Source organism: Aequorivita sinensis (assembly GCF_006346335.1).
GTDB classification, from domain to species: domain Bacteria; phylum Bacteroidota; class Bacteroidia; order Flavobacteriales; family Flavobacteriaceae; genus Aequorivita; species Aequorivita sinensis.
This window is the reverse complement of record NZ_VDMC01000022.1, coordinates 1-17,547: the sequence shown is the minus strand read 5'-3', so window position 1 is coordinate 17,547 and position 17,547 is coordinate 1. Positions and strand designations below refer to the sequence as shown.

The 17,547-nt window shown below is 35.8% G+C and carries 17 protein-coding genes and 1 tRNA gene; 10 read left to right on the top strand and 8 right to left on the bottom strand.

Annotation, left to right across the window (positions count from 1 at the left end):
- Nucleotides 1–816 precede the first annotated feature (816 nt).
- The 5 genes from thrS to FHP04_RS13660 all read left to right on the top strand — a co-directional run bounded on the left by thrS (nucleotide 817) and on the right by FHP04_RS13660 (nucleotide 5,152).
- On the top strand, nucleotides 817–2,763 hold the full coding sequence (gene thrS, locus FHP04_RS13680; RefSeq protein WP_139856721.1) for a threonine--tRNA ligase: 1,947 nt from the start codon (nucleotides 817–819) through the stop codon (nucleotides 2,761–2,763).
- 58 nt (nucleotides 2,764–2,821) lie between these two features.
- A complete protein-coding gene (gene infC / locus FHP04_RS13675; protein WP_262710122.1) occupies nucleotides 2,822–3,334 on the top strand; it encodes a translation initiation factor IF-3 in 513 nt (170 codons plus the stop codon).
- 102 nt (nucleotides 3,335–3,436) lie between these two features.
- On the top strand, nucleotides 3,437–3,634 hold the full coding sequence (gene rpmI, locus FHP04_RS13670) for a 50S ribosomal protein L35 (RefSeq protein ID WP_139856717.1): 198 nt from the start codon (nucleotides 3,437–3,439) through the stop codon (nucleotides 3,632–3,634).
- A 129-nt stretch (nucleotides 3,635–3,763) separates the two neighbouring features.
- Nucleotides 3,764–4,108, top strand: a complete 345-nt coding sequence (gene rplT, locus FHP04_RS13665) for a 50S ribosomal protein L20 (protein WP_139856715.1) — start codon at nucleotides 3,764–3,766, stop codon at nucleotides 4,106–4,108.
- 105 nt (nucleotides 4,109–4,213) lie between these two features.
- Nucleotides 4,214–5,152, top strand: coding sequence for an OmpA family protein (locus tag FHP04_RS13660; protein WP_158319148.1), 939 nt, complete (start codon nucleotides 4,214–4,216; stop codon nucleotides 5,150–5,152).
- A gap of 19 nt (nucleotides 5,153–5,171) precedes the next feature.
- On the opposite strand, the gene FHP04_RS13655 is transcribed toward FHP04_RS13660, so the two are convergent.
- The 6 genes from FHP04_RS13655 to tgt form a co-directional block, all read right to left on the bottom strand.
- Nucleotides 5,172–6,431, bottom strand: a complete 1,260-nt coding sequence (locus FHP04_RS13655) for an asparagine synthetase B (RefSeq protein WP_139856711.1) — start codon at nucleotides 6,429–6,431, stop codon at nucleotides 5,172–5,174.
- Between the two features lie 240 nt (nucleotides 6,432–6,671).
- On the bottom strand, nucleotides 6,672–8,225 hold the full coding sequence (gene dnaB, locus FHP04_RS13650; RefSeq protein WP_139856709.1) for a replicative DNA helicase: 1,554 nt from the start codon (nucleotides 8,223–8,225) through the stop codon (nucleotides 6,672–6,674).
- 168 nt (nucleotides 8,226–8,393) lie between these two features.
- Complete coding sequence (locus tag FHP04_RS13645) at nucleotides 8,394–9,347, bottom strand: acetyl-CoA carboxylase carboxyltransferase subunit alpha (RefSeq protein WP_139856707.1); 954 nt, start codon at nucleotides 9,345–9,347, stop codon at nucleotides 8,394–8,396.
- 52 nt (nucleotides 9,348–9,399) lie between these two features.
- A complete protein-coding gene (locus tag FHP04_RS13640; RefSeq protein WP_139856705.1) occupies nucleotides 9,400–10,302 on the bottom strand; it encodes a DMT family transporter in 903 nt (300 codons plus the stop codon).
- A complete protein-coding gene (locus tag FHP04_RS13635) occupies nucleotides 10,289–11,368 on the bottom strand; it encodes an LptF/LptG family permease (protein ID WP_139856703.1) in 1,080 nt (359 codons plus the stop codon). Before FHP04_RS13635 ends, FHP04_RS13640 begins: the two co-directional genes overlap by 14 nt.
- Before the next feature lie 3 nt (nucleotides 11,369–11,371).
- Nucleotides 11,372–12,502, bottom strand: a complete 1,131-nt coding sequence (gene tgt, locus FHP04_RS13630; protein WP_139856701.1) for a tRNA guanosine(34) transglycosylase Tgt — start codon at nucleotides 12,500–12,502, stop codon at nucleotides 11,372–11,374.
- A gap of 175 nt (nucleotides 12,503–12,677) precedes the next feature.
- Between tgt and FHP04_RS13625 the strand changes: the two genes are divergently transcribed.
- Together FHP04_RS13625 and FHP04_RS13620 are read left to right on the top strand one after the other, a co-directional pair.
- Nucleotides 12,678–13,523 (top strand): transketolase, encoded by an 846-nt coding sequence (locus FHP04_RS13625; RefSeq protein ID WP_139856699.1) that lies wholly within the window; start codon nucleotides 12,678–12,680, stop codon nucleotides 13,521–13,523.
- Between the two features lie 17 nt (nucleotides 13,524–13,540).
- On the top strand, nucleotides 13,541–14,494 hold the full coding sequence (locus FHP04_RS13620; protein ID WP_139856697.1) for a transketolase family protein: 954 nt from the start codon (nucleotides 13,541–13,543) through the stop codon (nucleotides 14,492–14,494).
- A gap of 148 nt (nucleotides 14,495–14,642) precedes the next feature.
- Here the strand turns inward: FHP04_RS13620 and FHP04_RS13615 are convergent, their stop codons facing one another.
- Nucleotides 14,643–15,560: an FKBP-type peptidyl-prolyl cis-trans isomerase gene (locus FHP04_RS13615; RefSeq protein WP_246051439.1), complete on the bottom strand. Its 918-nt coding sequence runs from the start codon at nucleotides 15,558–15,560 to the stop codon at nucleotides 14,643–14,645.
- Nucleotides 15,561–15,636: 76 nt separating this feature from the next.
- On the opposite strand from FHP04_RS13615, the gene FHP04_RS13610 reads away from it, so the two are divergent.
- Together FHP04_RS13610 and FHP04_RS13605 are read left to right on the top strand one after the other, a co-directional pair.
- Nucleotides 15,637–16,020, top strand: coding sequence for an RNA-binding S4 domain-containing protein (locus FHP04_RS13610; RefSeq protein ID WP_139856695.1), 384 nt, complete (start codon nucleotides 15,637–15,639; stop codon nucleotides 16,018–16,020).
- 26 nt (nucleotides 16,021–16,046) lie between these two features.
- Nucleotides 16,047–16,550 carry a phosphoribosyltransferase family protein gene (locus FHP04_RS13605; RefSeq protein ID WP_139856693.1) on the top strand — a complete coding sequence of 168 codons (504 nt, stop codon included), beginning with the start codon at nucleotides 16,047–16,049 and terminating at the stop codon, nucleotides 16,548–16,550.
- Here the strand turns inward: FHP04_RS13605 and FHP04_RS13600 are convergent.
- Nucleotides 16,542–17,063 (bottom strand): shikimate kinase, encoded by a 522-nt coding sequence (locus tag FHP04_RS13600; RefSeq protein WP_139856691.1) that lies wholly within the window; start codon nucleotides 17,061–17,063, stop codon nucleotides 16,542–16,544. The two genes, FHP04_RS13605 and FHP04_RS13600, sit on opposite strands and share 9 nt — an antisense overlap.
- Before the next feature lie 228 nt (nucleotides 17,064–17,291).
- Between FHP04_RS13600 and FHP04_RS13595 the strand changes: the two genes are divergently transcribed.
- Nucleotides 17,292–17,364 (top strand) — tRNA-Lys (locus FHP04_RS13595).
- Nucleotides 17,365–17,547 lie beyond the last annotated feature (183 nt).

Genomic DNA, 17,547 nt, shown 5'->3' with positions numbered 1-17,547 from the left:
CGCTAAGCGGGTGCAAATATACAACTCTTTTTTAAACCTACAACACTTTGCAGAAAATAAATTAAAAAAGATTTGAAAGAACTTTTACGCTTCACCCTAAAACTAAAAAAAACGTTTTCCAAAGCGGGGTGCAAATATAAAACCATTTTTGATACCTGCAACACTTTTGAAAAAGTATTTTTATAAAATTTTAAAGAGCGATTTTTTAACCCTTGAAACAAGCAATTCTGTTTCGTTAAGCGGGTGCAAATATAACCCCGTTTTTTAACCCCACAACATTAATTTAAACTTTTTTTAATACCTACTTAATAATAAATCATAACACACTGAAAACTCAGAACTTAAAATGAAAAATAAATTTCACCCACTTATACCTTAATATATATACTATTGAAAATACCATCAAAACCAAACACCCCTAAAGCCCCATTAACCCTAGCAATTACAAGTGAAATCACATCACATAAACTTCCGAAAAATAGGATAAATAATATCAGTTTCTTATAATTCATACAGCCAAACTAAATAGATCACCATTCTATAACAGACAGAGAATTGCAAAATTCACTTCGGTTATAAACCAACAATTCAGAAAATTAAATTATTATTAGATTCTACTCATTAAACACTTCCCAAGAAAACACCTAACAACTAGTTTTCACTTCAAAATAATGATTTGATTATCCTCTATATACTTCGACACAGCAAATAGTAACGCTACATCAGAATACTACTGTTTTCTCACAAGAAACCGTAAAACGAATATTGCAAAACGCCTAAACTAATAGTATCTTTGCAGCCTAAAATTTTCAACATATGATAGCCATTACCCTACCAGACGGAAGTGTAAAGCATTTTGAAGCAGGAGTTACTCCAATGGATGTAGCTAAAAGCATAAGTGAAGGATTTGCACGAAATGTAATTTCGGCATCCTTTAATAAACAAACCGTAGAAACTTCCACCCCGTTAACACAGGACGGAAACCTTGTACTATATACGTGGAAAGACGACCAAGGTAAAAAGGCGTTTTGGCATTCTACAGCACATATTCTTGCACAAGCACTAGAACAATTATACCCTGGAATCAAGCTTACTATTGGTCCAGCAATTGAAAACGGATTTTATTACGACGTAGATTTCGGAGACATAACTATTTCTGATAAAGATCTGAAAGAGATTGAAAACAAAATGCTTGAAATTGCTAGAGGAAAGCACGAGTTTTCAATTCGCGAGTCTTCTAAAAAAGATGCGTTAGAATATTATAAAAAACAAAACAACGAGTATAAAGTAGAGCTTATTGAAAATCTTGAGGACGGAAGTATTACTTTCTGCGATCACGATAACTTTACCGATTTATGCCGCGGGGGACACATTCCAAATACTGGAATTGTAAAAGCCATTAAATTAATGAGTATTGCAGGAGCATACTGGAGAGGTGACGAAAGCAACAAACAGCTTACTCGTGTTTATGGAATTAGCTTTCCTAAACAAAAGGACTTAACTGAATACCTTCAGTTATTGGAAGAAGCTAAAAAACGCGACCACAGAAAACTTGGAAAAGAATTAGAGCTTTTCACGTTTTCGCAAAAGGTTGGTCAGGGTCTGCCATTATGGCTTCCAAAAGGAGCTGCTTTACGTGAAAGACTTGAAAACTTCCTAAAGAAAGCTCAGAAAAAAGCCGGTTATGAAATGGTAGTTACACCACATATCGGTCACAAAGAATTATATATGACGTCTGGTCATTATGAAAAATATGGCGCAGATAGTTTTCAACCTATACTAACTCCGCACGAAGGGGAAGAGTTTTTACTTAAACCAATGAACTGCCCTCACCACTGTGAGATATTCAACAGCAAGCCATGGTCTTACAAAGATTTACCAAAGCGTTTTGCAGAATTTGGAACAGTGTATCGCTACGAACAAAGTGGTGAACTTCACGGTTTAACCCGTGTAAGAGGATTTACTCAAGACGACGCCCACATCTTCTGTACACCAGATCAACTTGATGAGGAGTTTAAAAAAGTAATCGACCTTGTACTTTACGTATTTGGTTCCTTAGGATTTGAAAACTTTACAACACAAGTATCGTTAAGAAATCCAGAGAAGCCTGAAAAATATATAGGAAGACCCGAACTTTGGAAAAAAGCAGAGCAAGCTATCATCAATGCTGTAAAAGACAAGAATCTAGATTACGTAATTGAAGAAGGTGAAGCTGCGTTTTACGGACCTAAACTGGACTTTATGGTTAAAGATGCTTTAGGAAGAAGTTGGCAGTTAGGAACTATTCAAGTAGATTACACACTACCAGAGCGATTTGAATTAGAATACAAGGGAAGTGACAATGAAATGCACCGCCCGGTTATGATTCACCGCGCGCCATTTGGTAGTATGGAACGATTTGTAGCAATTTTATTAGAACATACGGGTGGAAATTTCCCTCTTTGGTTAATGCCAGAACAAGTAAGTATCTTATCTTTAAGTGAAAAATATGAAAAATACTCCCAAAAAGTTTTAAATTTGCTTGAAAATGACGAAATTCGCGCCCTTGCTGACAACAGAAGTGAGACCATCGGTAAGAAAATTAGGGAGGCAGAAATGAATAAAATCCCTTATATGCTGATTGTAGGAGAACAAGAAGAAAAAGATGGTACGGTTTCTGTACGAAAGCATGGGGAAGGTGATTTAGGGACAATGTCTATAAAAGCCTTTTCAGAATTGATTCAGAAAGAAATAAAAGAAGAATCGATAGAATTTAATGTTTAACTAAATATTTTAAGCCATAGCAATACGAAGAAAAAGAAGTAGAGGACCTGCAAGGGTAATTAAGGAAGATCAACACAGAATCAACGGAAAGATTCGTGCTGAAGAAGTACGCCTTGTTGGAGACAATGTAGAGATAGGAGTTTATCCTTTAAAAAAAGCTCGTGAGATAGCAGCAGAGCAAGAACTTGATCTTGTTGAAATTTCACCAAATGCAAATCCACCTGTTTGTAAGGTAATAGACTATAAGAAGTTTGTTTATGAACAGAAGAAACGTGAGAAATCCTTAAAAGCAAAAGCGTCTAAGGTTACCATTAAGGAAATTAGATTTGGACCAAATACGGATGATCACGATTACGAATTCAAAAAGAAACACGGTATTAAGTTTTTGGAGGATGGTGCAAAGCTAAAAGCTTATGTATTCTTTAAAGGCCGCTCAATTATTTATAAAGACCAGGGTGAGATTTTACTTTTGCGTCTTGCGCGTGATCTAGAAGAATACGGTAAAGTTGAGCAAATGCCAAAACTTGAGGGTAAACGAATGATTATGTTCATTGCTCCTAAGAAGAAATAATCAGTATTAAGTATTGATTTAAATTAAGTGACGTAAAACTTCGGTTTATTTAATATAAACCGAATGTAATAATAATGCGAAATAATAATTAAATAAGAAAACATGCCTAAACAAAAGACAAAATCTAGTGCTAAGAAGCGTTTCAAGCTTACAGGTACTGGTAAAATTAAAAGAAAGCATGCGTTTAAAAGCCACATCTTAACAAAGAAGAGCAAAAAACGTAAACTTGCATTGACTCATGACGCGTTAGTGGACAAAGCCGATGAAAGTAACATTAAGCAAATGCTTCGTTTGAAGTAATAAGCTTAACCGGTTAAAACAAACTATTTAAACCCTGGAGTAGTGCTTTTATAAAGAATTCAGGATTCAGTCCCGATCACTATCGAGATCAGAATTAAAGAATCGCCTGCTACAAAAAAAATTAAAATTATGCCAAGATCAGTAAATTCAGTTGCGAAGAGAGCCCGCAGAAAAAAGGTTCTTAAACAAGCCAAAGGTTACTTTGGAAGACGTAAAAATGTATGGACTGTTGCGAAAAACGCAGTAGACAAAGCAATGCTTTATTCATACCGTGACCGTCGTGTTAAGAAGAGAAATTTTAGATCTCTTTGGATTACTCGTATTAATGCGGGTGCAAGACAGCATGGAATGTCTTATTCACAATTTATGGGAAGTTTAAAGAATAGTGGAATCGAATTAAACCGTAAGGTTTTAGCAGATTTAGCTATGAATCATCCTGAGGCTTTTGCCGCAATCGTAAAGAAAGTAAAATAAGACAATAACTATATTATTTCGTATAAAAACCGCTTCAGCAATGAAGCGGTTTTTTTATTTTACAGCTATTGTTTTATAATGTTTATCTTAGCTAAAAGCATTTTAATGAAACTTTTTGTCAAGATACTTCTTCTCTTCTTCCTGTTTTCGTACACCGAAATAAATGCTCAATTTAAAACCACTTATTACGACTCTAATGGTTCAAGTGTATACATCCCGTTAGGCCAAATTTCTTTTGCTGATGAAGTTGTGTCCTTTACACTCGGCAATCCAAAACCATTTAAGGAATTTAGAGACAGTTCTCAAGCCCTTCACGAACCAAATTACACCAAATATGAAAAAGCAGACTTTGTGTCTTTAGGATGCGGAGGTGTGTTGGTAGTAAAATTCACTAACAACGGATTTATGAACTTAGAAGGAGACGACTTGTATATTTTTGAAGTTGGACCTTCCAAAGAAACTGCTACCGTTGAAGTTTCGTCAGATGGGGAGAATTGGATTTACGCAGGTAAAACAAAAGGTGGAAAATCTAGCATCGACCTATCCGATGAAGGGATAGACAACAATACTATTTTCTATTATTTACGGTTGACAGATCTGAAAGATTTATGTAGAAGTAAAACCGCCGGTGCTGATATTGATGCTGTAGCAGCAATAAATAGCGTTGTAAAATTAGATATCGCTGCTGATGTACTTTTTGGAGTGGATAAATTTGATTTAAAAGAAACAGCCACTAAAACCATAGATTCCATTTCAAGAGTTTTAGATGAAATTCCAAGTGCTACTATTTTAATTGAAGGACATACTGATAGTGATGGGACTGATGAGTATAATATCGAATTGTCAAAAAACCGATGTATGTCTGTTAAAGAACGTTTAAAAGCAGCAAGCAAAAACTACGATAGATTCAATTTTGAAGTAAAAGCTTATGGAGAAAGCAAGCCAAGGTTTCCAAATGATTCCCCAGAAAACAAACAACTAAACCGTAGAGTTGAAATTATGGTTCTTCCTCCTAAAGTGTATTATGAATCACTTTCAGAATAAAACTCACTAAAAAACTATATTAGGTTTTCTGTTTTTTCTTCTTTGCTGCAGGAAACAATACGTTATTCAAAATAAGTCTGTATCCAGGAGATTTAGGGTGTAATGCTAATTCGGTAGGTGCATCCCCGACTCTATGTTGATAATCTTCGGGATCGTGACCTCCAAAAAATGTAAAAAATCCTTTTCCTTTTATTCCGTGTATGTAACGCGCTTCCCCATTCGATTTATTTTCACCCATTACAAGCACGTTAGATTTTATTTGATCTCTTGCAAAAGCCGTAGTTTGCCCCATAAACCCTTTCACTAAAGAGGTGTGGTTTTGACAAAGCATGGTAGGAATTGGATCCCACTTTGCTGAATAATCCATAAGGGAGAAATAATCTGTTTCCTTTTTTACCTTGCGCTTGGCAGTCATATCAATACTAGAAAACTCATAAACCATAGGGCTTCGCTCTAATACAAAATCGGTAAAAGCAAAGGTCTTACTATAATCAATTTTACTCTGATATCCTGGTTCGCTTGGATCCCCATCAAACATTGGCTCACATATATCTACACCTTCAGCAGAAAGTGCGATATCAAAACTATCAGTAGCGCTACACATTGCAAACATAAATCCGCCACCTATAACGTAATCTCTAATTTTTTTAGCGACAACCAGCTTTTGTTCAGATACCTTATTGTAGCCTAATTTAGTTGCAAGCTCTTCGGCTTTTCTCTTTTCTTCTATATACCAGGGAGCAGAACGATACGCTCTATAAAACTTTCCGTACTGCCCAGTAAAATCTTCGTGATGTAAATGCAGCCAATCGTAAAGTATCAATTGGTCGCTTAAAACTTCTTCGTCATAGACAGTGGTATAAGGAATTTCGGCATAAGTGAGCACCATAGTTACTGCATCATCCCAAGGTAAATTTCCTTTGGGGGTATAAACTGCAATTTTTGGAGCTTTCTCAAGAACTACAGCATCCATATTTTTTGAAGGGCTACTGATGTCAAGCAGAATTTGCTCTGTTTTACTGTCGGATAGTACTTCATAGGAAACCCCTCTTATCTGACATTCTTTTTGAGTTTCTGCTGTATCGGGAAGTAAAAAAGATCCTCCTCTATAGTTTAGTAACCACTTTACTTTTTGTTGTTTTTCGAGTACCCAATAGGTAATTCCATACGCTTTTAGGTGTTCTTTCTGACTTTCGGCATCCATAGGAATGAGAATATAAGATGCAAAAGCATTTACAGAAAATAAAAGCAGAAACAGAAAAGAGATTTTTTTGATCATAGCTCAAATATAGTAACAAATTTTAAGCCAGAGAGTTGATAAAATATAATATCGTATAGTTTCAAGAAAGAAGTTTTATGCTTAAGGAAATTGAATTTCAGACTAAGCAACTATCTTTTTACAATTAGTAATCTATAAAAGTCGAAGGGCGGATATTAATTGCACACCCTGAAAAGAAAAAGGATGGAACATAAATTGCGTTCCATCCTTTTTTATTTGTTGTAAAGTTTTTTATAAATCTTAAAAAGGAACGTCATTATCTTCTAAAGAAGAAAAATCATCGTTCATCGAGCTACCAAAAGCTTCATTAGGAGATGGAAGGTTTTGTGGGTTAAAACTATCATCATTTGCTGCATCGTTCATTCGCGAATGAATTTCTGTAGGTGTGATAAACGACTCTAGATTCTCAAATTTACCTAGATGTCCTACGAACTTAAGACGAATTTCATCTAAACCACCATTACGGTGCTTAGCCACGATAAATTCGGCTTGTCCTGCAGTTGGAGAATGCTCATCATCATCCCATTCGTCAATTTTGTAATATTCTGGACGATAAATAAAAGACACAATATCGGCATCCTGTTCAATTGCTCCAGATTCACGTAGATCGGAAAGTAAGGGACGTTTACTACCTCCACGAGTTTCAACAGCACGAGATAGCTGAGAAAGTGCGATTACAGGAACGTTCAATTCCTTAGCTAATGCTTTAAGGTTTCGAGAAATTGTTGAAATTTCCTGCTCACGGTTCCCTCCTTTTTGAGTTCCCCCGGCAGTCATTAATTGCAAGTAATCTATTATTATAAGCTTAATTCCGTGTTGGGATGAAAGTCTTCTAGCCTTCGCGCGTAAATCGAAAATAGATAGTGAAGGCGTATCATCAATAAATAGCGGTGCCTTCTCTAATCCTTTTACTTTTACGTTTAGCTGTTCCCATTCGTGTTTTTCAAGATTTCCTGTTCTTAGTTTTTCTGAACTAAGTTGTGTTTCAGACGAAATAAGTCTTGTTATAAGCTGTACAGACGACATTTCTAGCGAGAAAAAGGCAACAGGTATATTGTGCTCAACAGCCATATTTCGTGCCATAGAAAGCGTTAGTGCCGTTTTACCCATACCAGGACGAGCTGCAATAATAATTAAATCACTAGGCTGCCAACCCGATGTAAGTTCATCTACTTTTGCGAAGCCAGAAGGTACACCAGAGAGTCCTTCTTTATTTGCTATTTCTTCAATTCGTTTTTTAGCTTGTATCACAAGGCTCTGAGCAGTTTCGGAAGAACGCTTAATATTACCTTGAGTTACTTCGTATAATTTTGCTTCCGCAGTATCTAAAAGATCAAAAACATCTGTACTCTCGTCGTATGACTCTTCAATAATTTCATTTGAAATTTTAATCAAGCTTCGCTGAATATATTTCTGAAGAATAATACGTGCATGGAACTCAATATGTGCCGAAGAAGACACTTTTTGAGTTAGTTGAATGAGGTAATATTCGCCTCCAATCATTTCTATTTTTCCATTCTTCTTAAGTTGGCTAGAAACGGTTAATAAGTCGACTGGTTGACTGTCTTCAAACAGTTCATATATAGCTTCAAAGATGAATTGGTGTGCTTGTTTGTAAAAAACATCAGCGTGAAGAATATCAATAACCTCATCGACTCCTTTTTTATCAATCATCAACGCCCCAAGCACAACCTCCTCTAAATCAACGGCTTGTGGCGGTATTTTGCCTTTTTCAAGAGAAATCACTTGAGCAGATCGTTTTGAAAAATTAGTTTGAGATTTGATTTGTTCCATTATGCGAATGTAAATAAAATGTTAAGAGAAAGGAATGATTTTATAAGGTACGATATTAACTGTTCATCAACAATTTAACTGTTGAAAACTATGTTTTGTTGTTGATAACCCGTAAAAAAATCCGAAGATTGCACTTCGGATTTACGGTATGCTAAGCTATAGTTAGTTTTAACTTTTAAACTCACCCATTTCTAAATATTTATCCATTCTCTTTTTTACCAAATCGGTTGGGGATAACATTTTTAAACCATCGTAAGTCTTTACAATTGCTTCAGAAACGGTTTTAAAAGTCTCTTTTCGATTACTATGTGCGCCACCTAAAGGTTCCTTCACAATTTCATCGATAAGTTTTAATTTTTTCATGTCTTTGGCTGTAAGTTTTAAAGCATCTGCTGCTTGTTCTTTAAACTCCCAGCTTCTCCATAAAATAGAAGAACAACTCTCTGGAGATATAACAGAGTACCAAGTATTTTCAAGCATTAATACTTTATCACCTACTCCTATTCCTAAGGCACCACCACTTGCACCTTCACCTATAATAATTACGATGATTGGCACTTTTAGGCGTGTCATTTCTAAAATGTTTCTAGCAATTGCTTCACCTTGACCTCTTTCTTCAGCTTCAAGTCCTGGAAATGCTCCTGGTGTATCTACAAAACAAACTACTGGTACATTAAACTTTTCGGCCGACTTCATAAGTCGTAAAGCTTTTCTGTATCCTTCAGGATTTGCCATCCCAAAGTTTCTATATTGACGTGTTTTGGTATTGTAACCTTTTTGCTGACCTACAAACATAAAACTTTGGTCGCCTACTTTTCCTAAGCCACCTACCATTGCTTTGTCATCTTTAAAGCCACGATCACCGTGAAGCTCTAAAAATGTATCACCGCAAATAGCATTTATATAATCCATTGTATATGGACGATCTGGATGACGAGAAAGTTGAACACGCTGCCAAGGCGTAAGGTTTTTATATATTTCTTTCTTAGTATCGTTTAGTTTCTTTTCAATCTGCTTGCAAGTATTGGATACGTCTACTTCGCTCTCTTCTCCAATAAGACAGGCTTTTTCATACTGCTCTTGCAATTCTTTAATAGGGAGTTCAAAATCAAGATATTCCATAATATATTTCCTTCTTTTTATAAAGGTTGGTGTACAAAGATAAAATTTTGTTTTAGAGGTTAGACAATCTTCGTCTTTTTCTTTCTTGTGTTATTTTAATGATGCCATTTGCAACTACTGTAACTAAGATAATTAAAGCTCCATAATAAAACTGAGGGCTCATATTTTCTGAATCACCTAAAATAATGAGTGCTAGAATAATACCGTATACTGGTTCCATGTTAATGCTAAGCATAACCGTATATGGACTTATCCATTTCATTACGTGTACCGATGCAATAAAAGCATACGCTGTACACACCGAAGCTAAAATTAAAAGGTACATCCAATCGGAGGCAGATACCTTGAAAAAATCGGCTGTAAAACTTCCTGAAAAAGCCAAATATATTGTTATTCCTAAGACGCCAAACATCAACTCATAAAATGAAATAGCCGATGCTTTGTGTTTTAGTACAAATTTCCCGTTGATAACCGAAAACAGGGCACTTAGAAATGCTGAGATTAGCGCCAATACGATTCCTAGTGTATAGGAAGCTTCCACATCGAAAATAACATAAAGTCCTGCTACAACTACCAACCCGAATAATACTTCGTATAAAATTACTTTTCTACCATAAATTAACGGCTCTAAGATTGATGCAAAAAAAGCTCCAGTTGAAAGCACAGCAAGCGTTACCGACACATTCGATGCCTTTATCGCTCCAAAAAAAGTGAGCCAATGCAAGGCTATAATTACACCTCCTAATGCAAAGCCTGAGAGTGTTTTTAAAGAGAAGTTGAGTTTTTCTTTTTTAAACTTTAAAAAAGCAAAAATTATTAGTGTAGCTAGCAACATTCTGTACCATACTAGTGGAATTGCTTCTAAGGAAATCAAAGCCCCTAATACAGCTGTAAATCCCCAAATAAATATTATAAAATGAAGATGGAGGTAATTAAGTAGTTTATCGTTTCGCATTTCTCAACAGATAAATGGCCAATATTGCAAATACAAAGTTTGGAAACCAAGTGGCGACTAAAGGAGAGAAATCACTTTGCTCGGCCATAGTACCAAACACCTTATCGAAGAAAACAAATATCATCCCGATACTAATTCCAATTGCGAGGTTAAGTCCCATTCCACCACGTCTTTTTACAGAGGAAACTGCTACAGCAATAATAGTTAGGATATAAGCTGAAACTGGTAAACTCCAACGTTTGTAACGCACTACTTCATATCGATTAATGTAGGAAGAACCACGTGCTTTTTCCTTCTCTATAAAGTCGTTTAGCTCGAAGAAATTAAGTGTTTCTGCTATATAGGTTACAGGCGTTAAATCTTCCATAGTGAAAGAGAAAACTGTATCTAATTTATGTTCCGTTTGCAGGATGTCTTCATTTTCTCCTATTATGCGTTTTCGGTAGTTAAACAGAGAGTAAGTACTATCTTCTTCATTGTACTTAATTTGTCCAGCCGAAATCTTGTAGGTCATTTTATTCCCTTCAAAATGCTCTAAAGTGAAATTACTACCAATCTTTTCAGCAACATTAAAATAGCTTACATAGATGTATTCGTTCTTGTTTATTTGTGTGTAAACATTGCTTTGATCTCGATCTTTTCTTCCTTTCTTCAAGTATTCATAAGAAAACTCATTGAATCCCTTACTCGCTTTTGGCGCTAGGTACATACTAAACCCCAAGGCAGCAATACATACGATTGTTGCACCAATTAAATAAGGCCTAAGAAATCTAGAATACGAAACACCACTACTTAAAAAGGCAATAACCTCGGTATTATTGGCAAGTTTTGAGGTAAACCAAATTACTGAAAGGAATAGAAACAGCGGAAAAAGTAAATTGGCAAAATAGATTGTAAAGTTATAAAGATAGATTAAGACCTCCATTAGAGGCACTTCATTCTCTAGAATTTTGTCAATTTTTTCAGCCAGATGGACTGCAATACCGATAGGGATAAATAGCAATAAAAGGAGCGTAAAAGTGCCCAAATATCTTTTAAGTATGTATTTATCCAGTATGCTAAGCATTGTTTAGAGTCTTTGAGCTAGTTTTTTAACCATAACGTTTTTCCAATCGGCAAATGTTCCCGCTAAGATATGTTTTCTGGCTTCGCGAACCAACCACAGGTAGAATCCAAGGTTGTGGATAGTTGCAATTTGTCGACCTAACATTTCATTTACAGTGAATAAATGACGAAGGTAAGCCTTGCTATATTCGGTATCTACCCAAGTAATTCCCATTGGGTCTACCGCTGAAAGATCGGCCTCCCATTTTTTGTTTTTGATATTTATTATTCCTTCAGAAGTAAAAAGCATTCCGTTACGGCCATTTCTTGTAGGCATAACACAATCGAACATATCGATTCCAAGGGCAATATTTTCTAATATATTTACTGGCGTACCCACTCCCATAAGGTAACGCGGTTTATCTTTTGGAAGAATATCGGTAACGATTTCGGTCATTTCGTACATTTCTTCAGCAGGTTCTCCTACCGAAAGACCACCAATAGCATTACCTTCTGCCCCAACCGAAGCAATATATTCTGCAGATTGTTTTCGTAAATCCTTGTACGTACTCCCTTGTACTATCGGGAAAAACGTTTGGTCGTAATCGTATTTTAAAGGTGTTTTATCTAAGTGTTTTATACATCTATCCAACCAACGATGCGTCATATGCATAGAGCGTTTGGCGTAGTTGTAATCACAAGGATACGGCGCACATTCATCAAAAGCCATTATGATATCGGCACCAATAGTACGCTGAATTTCCATCACGTTTTCAGGAGTAAAAAAATGATAGCTCCCGTCTATATGACTTTTAAACTTAACCCCTTCTTCTTTAATTTTTCTATTTGCTGATAGCGAATACACTTGATAACCCCCACTATCGGTTAGGATATTTCGGTCCCAGTTCATAAATTTATGAAGTCCGCCTGCTTTTTCAAGAATTGGCATTTGTGGACGTAAGTACAAGTGATAGGTATTACCAAGAATAATATCGGGGTTTATATCTTCCTTAAGTTCACGTTGATGCACCCCTTTTACGGTACCCACGGTACCAACAGGCATAAAGATTGGTGTTTCAATAACACCGTGATCTGTAGTAATAGTTCCAGCTCTTGCGCTGCTTTGTGTATCTGTGGCTTCTAATTTAAACTGCATTCAGCTATTTTTATTGAGGATGCAAAGATAACTTTATAATTCTGAAATCGGGATTCTGAATTCAGATTTGAATGGCATGTTAACAAAACTGCTAAATCGTTAATAAAAGGTTATACTACTATTTTGCTTCCCTTATTATATAAGTTACTTTTGAAGCTGAAAATTAAACTATGTTATGGCAGATTACAAAGCACTTGAAGATTTAGTAATTCAGGTACGAAGAGATATTCTTCGACAGGTACACAAAGTAAATTCGGGACATCCGGGAGGTTCATTAGGGTGTGCAGAATTTTTTGTTGCACTTTACAACGAATTAATGGATCACAATAATGATTTTTCTATGGACGGCGAAAACGAAGATATATTCTTCCTTTCAAACGGACATATCTCTCCAGTTTTTTATAGTGTCTTAGCGCGTTCTGGGTATTTCCCAGTAGAAGAACTAAACACTTTCCGCCTTTTAGATTCTCGTTTACAAGGTCACCCAACTACTCACGAAGGGTTGCCAGGTATTCGTATGGCTTCTGGCTCTTTAGGTCAAGGGATTTCAGTTTCTATTGGAGCTGCTCAAACTAAAAAGTTGAATAACGACAATCACATTGTTTACACGCTTTGCGGTGATGGTGAGTTACAAGAAGGTCAGAACTGGGAAGCTATTATGTATGCTGCAGGAAATAAAGTGGACAACCTAATTGTTACTATCGATTTAAACGGACAGCAAATTGACGGTTCTACAGAAAATGTACTTCCTTTAGGAAACATGAAAGCTAAGTTTGAAGCTTTTGGCTGGGATGTAATGGATATTGAAGAAGGAAATAACATTGAAGCTGTAATAACTGGAATGAAAAAAGCCAAAGAAAAAACTGGAAAAGGTAAACCAATATGTGTGCTTTTACATACAGTAATGGGTAATGGTGTAGATTTTATGATGCACACTCACGATTGGCACGGGAAAGCGCCAAACGACGAGCAATTAGAAAATGCACTTTCACAGAATCCTGAAACCTTAGGAGACTATTAAAATTGAAAAAAATCGAGATGAAAAAATATACAGATTCAGGCAAAAAAGATACACGATCAGGTTTTGGTGACGGACTTACCGAGCTTGGAAAGAAAAACAAAGACGTAGTTGCGCTTTGTGCAGATCTTACAGGTTCACTTAAAATGGATGAATTCAAGAAAAATCATCCTGAACGTTTCTTCCAAATAGGAATTGCTGAAGCTAATATGATAGGAATTGCAGCTGGAATGACTATAGGAGGCAAGATACCTTTCACTGGAACTTTTGCTAACTTTTCTACGGGAAGGGTATACGATCAAATTCGTCAAAGCGTTGCCTACAGTGGTAAAAACGTAAAAATTTGTGCTTCACACGCAGGTATTACTTTAGGTGAAGATGGGGCAACACACCAAATTTTAGAAGATATTGGTTTAATGAAAATGCTTCCTGGAATGACTGTAATCAACACTTGCGATTACAATCAGACTAAAGCTGCTACCATTGCAGTTGCTGAGCACGAAGGACCTGTTTACCTTCGTTTTGGAAGACCAAAAGTAGCTAACTTTACTCCTGCCGATCAAAAGTTTGAAATCGGAAAAGCTGTTCAGTTACAAGAAGGAACCGATGTAACTATTATTGCAACAGGGCATTTAGTATGGGAGGCTTTACAAGCTGCGGAAACCTTACACGAAAATGGTATATCTGCCGATGTTATAAACATTCACACCATCAAGCCTTTGGACGACGAAGCGATTTTAAAGAGCGTTAAGAAAACGGGCTGTGTAGTTACTGCAGAAGAGCACAACTACCTTGGTGGATTAGGAGAAAGCGTTGCTAGAGTTCTTTCAACTCAGCATCCAGCACCACAAGAGTTTGTTGCTACTCAAGACACCTTTGGTGAGTCTGGAACACCAGAACAACTAATGGATAAATACGGATTAAACGCTTCAGCAATTGTTGCTGCGGCTAAAAAAGTTATTGCTAGAAAATAGCAGTCAATACAATCAGAAACAAAAAATCCCCACTTGGTTAAAGTGGGGATTTTTTTATTTGTAATTGTCGTTAGAAAAAGACGTGAAACTTAATGTTAATTAAAGAAGCTAAAACCATCTATTATTTTTGTCTAAACAATTTGTTGTTTTAGACTGTTGGATCTAAATAATCTGGGATTCCATTTCCGTTTGTATCAGGGAAAAAGATTTCACCGTCAATAATTTCGATTTCGTACTCTGTAAGTCTACCGTCGCCGTCATCGTCATTATCTAGATAATTTGGAACACCGTTGTCGTCGGTATCGTCATCAGTTAGAATCTGATTGTTGTTTAAGTCTTCCATATACGACGGGATTCCATCGTTATCGTGGTCTGCTACTTCAGAAGCAAATAATTCAAATGAGAAAATTAATTGATCGTAAGGAAGTAAATCCCCCGCTGGTGGATATTGATAGTACCCTAATCCAGAAGGCACAAACACAGCTCCAATTCCATAGTCTTCAAAAGAAAGCGTTCCGTCTGGGTTTGAAATTATATTTCCAGCACCTTTAAACTCGATGATAGCTTGTTGTAAACCTCTAATAATCCCTGGACTACTTGGACCATCTACTAGGCTAAAACGCACAGGAATTACTGAGTTATCAAACAATTCAAGATTTAAAAATCTTCCGTCGTAAGTATTAATAGTATAATCTGAGAAGTTTGGTCGCTCCCCTGCTCCTTCACGAACTTTTAAATAGTATAACTTATACTTTACGTCCATATCCACAGCATCAATTACTTCCTTATATGAAACTTGTTCAATTAAAGGCGTTTTTGAAGCGTTATCACCAGCGATAGTATCAAAAACTAATTTGAAGTTTTCTGGATCGGCTTGAAAGTCTTCGTAGTTATAAAAGTGTGTTTCTAGAAACTCTTCTATTTCAGCTTGTGCTCTAATAGCTTCCTCTCCACGATCTCTTGGCGGAATTGGCTCTGGGCCATCGTCTTCATCTTTTTTACAAGAAACAGTAATAGTTAGCATTGCAATAAAAATTGCAAGTCCGTATTTTATTTTTGTCATCATCTCAATTTTGTGGGCGCAAGATACAATTTTCCCCTATTTTTGTATATCATATTAACGTTGTTTTTAGGATAAATGTATGCGGATTGATAAGTATTTATGGTGTGTTCGGTATTTAAAAACCAGAAACATGGCTACTCAGGCTTGTAAAAAAGGAGCTGTACGGGTAAATGGCGATATAGTAAAACCCTCTCGGGATGTTTACCCAGGGGATGTTATTACGCTACGAAAAAATCAGATAAACTATCAAATTGAAGTGTTAGATTTACCCCCAAATCGAGTTGGGGCTAAGCTTGTAGGACTTTATAGAAACGACATTACTCCAAAAGAAGCTTTTGAAACAAATGAATTGCTTCAATACGCTAAGAGTTATTACAGAAAAAAAGGTGTAGGAAGGCCAACTAAAAAAGACAGAAGAGATTTAGATGATTTTATAGAATCCCCAGAGGACGAAATAGAATAGTTACAATTTTGAAAAACACATAGTAGATGCAAGAAATAGATACAGTTATTTTGGATAAGAAGCAGATTGCTCACAAAATAAAAAGAATAGCATATCAAGTATATGAAACCAATGTAAACGAAAAAGAAGTGGTGATTGCTGGAATTATAGGCAATGGGTATGTACTTGCAAAAAAGATAAAAACCGAATTAGAAAAAATCTCTCCTATAAAAGTTATTTTATGCGAAGTGAATATCGATAAGAAAAATCCTATTTCGAAGATTGAAACTTCTTTAAAGCCAGAAGAATACAAAAACAAGTCACTTTTACTAGTTGATGATGTATTACACTCCGGCACAACACTAATTTACGGGATAAAGCATTTCTTAGAAGTGCCTTTGAAGCAGTTTAAAACTGCGGTTCTAGTAGATAGAAACCACAAGAAATACCCTGTAAAAGCAGATTTCAAAGGGATTTCGCTTTCAACGTCTTTAAATGAAAATGTTTCTGTGATTTTTGAAAAAAATAACGACAGAGCGGTTTTAGAGTAAGATTGAAGTTATTTCTTTAACTACTTCTTCTATACTTTTATTTTCAACCTCAACAAATTTGTTGGCTTGATTGTAGTAGTACACTCTTTCAAAAAGGTGTTTACGAATAAAATCGTTTAGCAACTCTTCTGTTTCGAGGTGCGATAATAATGGGCGACTATCTTTTTCTAAAAACAAACGCTTAGTAAGCACTTCTAACGGCGCTTTTAGGTAAACCGATGTTACATTGTCTTGATTGGCAAGAACTGTAATAGAGTCGGCGTAACAAGGCGTACCTCCGCCAGTTGCCAAAACAAAGCTTTCATTTAGGGCTAGGATCTCTTTTAGGGTCGTATTTTCAATTTTTCTGAAATAGATTTCTCCTTTAGTTGAAAATATTTCGGATACGGTAGTTCCTTCTCTATTTTCGATTTCAGCATCTAAATCTTTAAAGGGAAGATTTAAAACTTCTGCTAGTTTTTTACCAATTGCAGATTTTCCACTTCCCATATACCCTATTAGAACAATTTTCATTTGCTTTTAAAATTATATTATTAGCATTTTCAAGCGGGAAAAACGCTTATATTTTAGATAATTCCCTTTGTTTTGACAAAATTAGAATAAAAAATGCATTCGTGAGCTACTGAAATTCAGGCAATTTAAAATTAATTTAAAATTTTATTCAATTTCGTTTTGAAAGTATAAATTAATGATAGTATATTTGCACCCGCCTACCGCAAGAAAGGCAAACAACAAAAGGACGACTTGGTAGCTCAGTTGGTAGAGCACCTCCCTTTTAAGGAGGTGGTCCTGGGTTCGAGCCCCAGCCAAGTCACAAATTAAAAATCAAATCCCGATATAAAGTCGGGATTTTTTTTGTTTAAACAAATATCATTTAGGCGAGAAGTTTATGGATCAAGAACAATTGTTGTGTTTATGCAAAAATCGTTGTTAATCTATACAGAAAGAATTCTACGTTTTTCACTCCTCTAAATTGTGCCCTAAATGCTTTTATCTT

Coding starts and splice junctions, on each gene's coding strand:
- thrS (WP_139856721.1), top strand. CDS start 817: ATGATAGCCATTACCCTACCAGACGGAAGTGTAAAGCATTTTGAAGCA.
- rpmI (WP_139856717.1), top strand. CDS start 3,437: ATGCCTAAACAAAAGACAAAATCTAGTGCTAAGAAGCGTTTCAAGCTT.
- rplT (WP_139856715.1), top strand. CDS start 3,764: ATGCCAAGATCAGTAAATTCAGTTGCGAAGAGAGCCCGCAGAAAAAAG.
- FHP04_RS13660 (WP_158319148.1), top strand. CDS start 4,214: ATGAAACTTTTTGTCAAGATACTTCTTCTCTTCTTCCTGTTTTCGTAC.
- FHP04_RS13655 (WP_139856711.1), bottom strand. CDS start 6,431: ATGATCAAAAAAATCTCTTTTCTGTTTCTGCTTTTATTTTCTGTAAAT.
- dnaB (WP_139856709.1), bottom strand. CDS start 8,225: ATGGAACAAATCAAATCTCAAACTAATTTTTCAAAACGATCTGCTCAA.
- FHP04_RS13645 (WP_139856707.1), bottom strand. CDS start 9,347: ATGGAATATCTTGATTTTGAACTCCCTATTAAAGAATTGCAAGAGCAG.
- FHP04_RS13640 (WP_139856705.1), bottom strand. CDS start 10,302: ATGCGAAACGATAAACTACTTAATTACCTCCATCTTCATTTTATAATA.
- FHP04_RS13635 (WP_139856703.1), bottom strand. CDS start 11,368: ATGCTTAGCATACTGGATAAATACATACTTAAAAGATATTTGGGCACT.
- tgt (WP_139856701.1), bottom strand. CDS start 12,502: ATGCAGTTTAAATTAGAAGCCACAGATACACAAAGCAGCGCAAGAGCT.
- FHP04_RS13625 (WP_139856699.1), top strand. CDS start 12,678: ATGGCAGATTACAAAGCACTTGAAGATTTAGTAATTCAGGTACGAAGA.
- FHP04_RS13620 (WP_139856697.1), top strand. CDS start 13,541: ATGAAAAAATATACAGATTCAGGCAAAAAAGATACACGATCAGGTTTT.
- FHP04_RS13615 (WP_246051439.1), bottom strand. CDS start 15,560: ATGATGACAAAAATAAAATACGGACTTGCAATTTTTATTGCAATGCTA.
- FHP04_RS13610 (WP_139856695.1), top strand. CDS start 15,637: ATGCGGATTGATAAGTATTTATGGTGTGTTCGGTATTTAAAAACCAGA.
- FHP04_RS13605 (WP_139856693.1), top strand. CDS start 16,047: ATGCAAGAAATAGATACAGTTATTTTGGATAAGAAGCAGATTGCTCAC.
- FHP04_RS13600 (WP_139856691.1), bottom strand. CDS start 17,063: ATGAAAATTGTTCTAATAGGGTATATGGGAAGTGGAAAATCTGCAATT.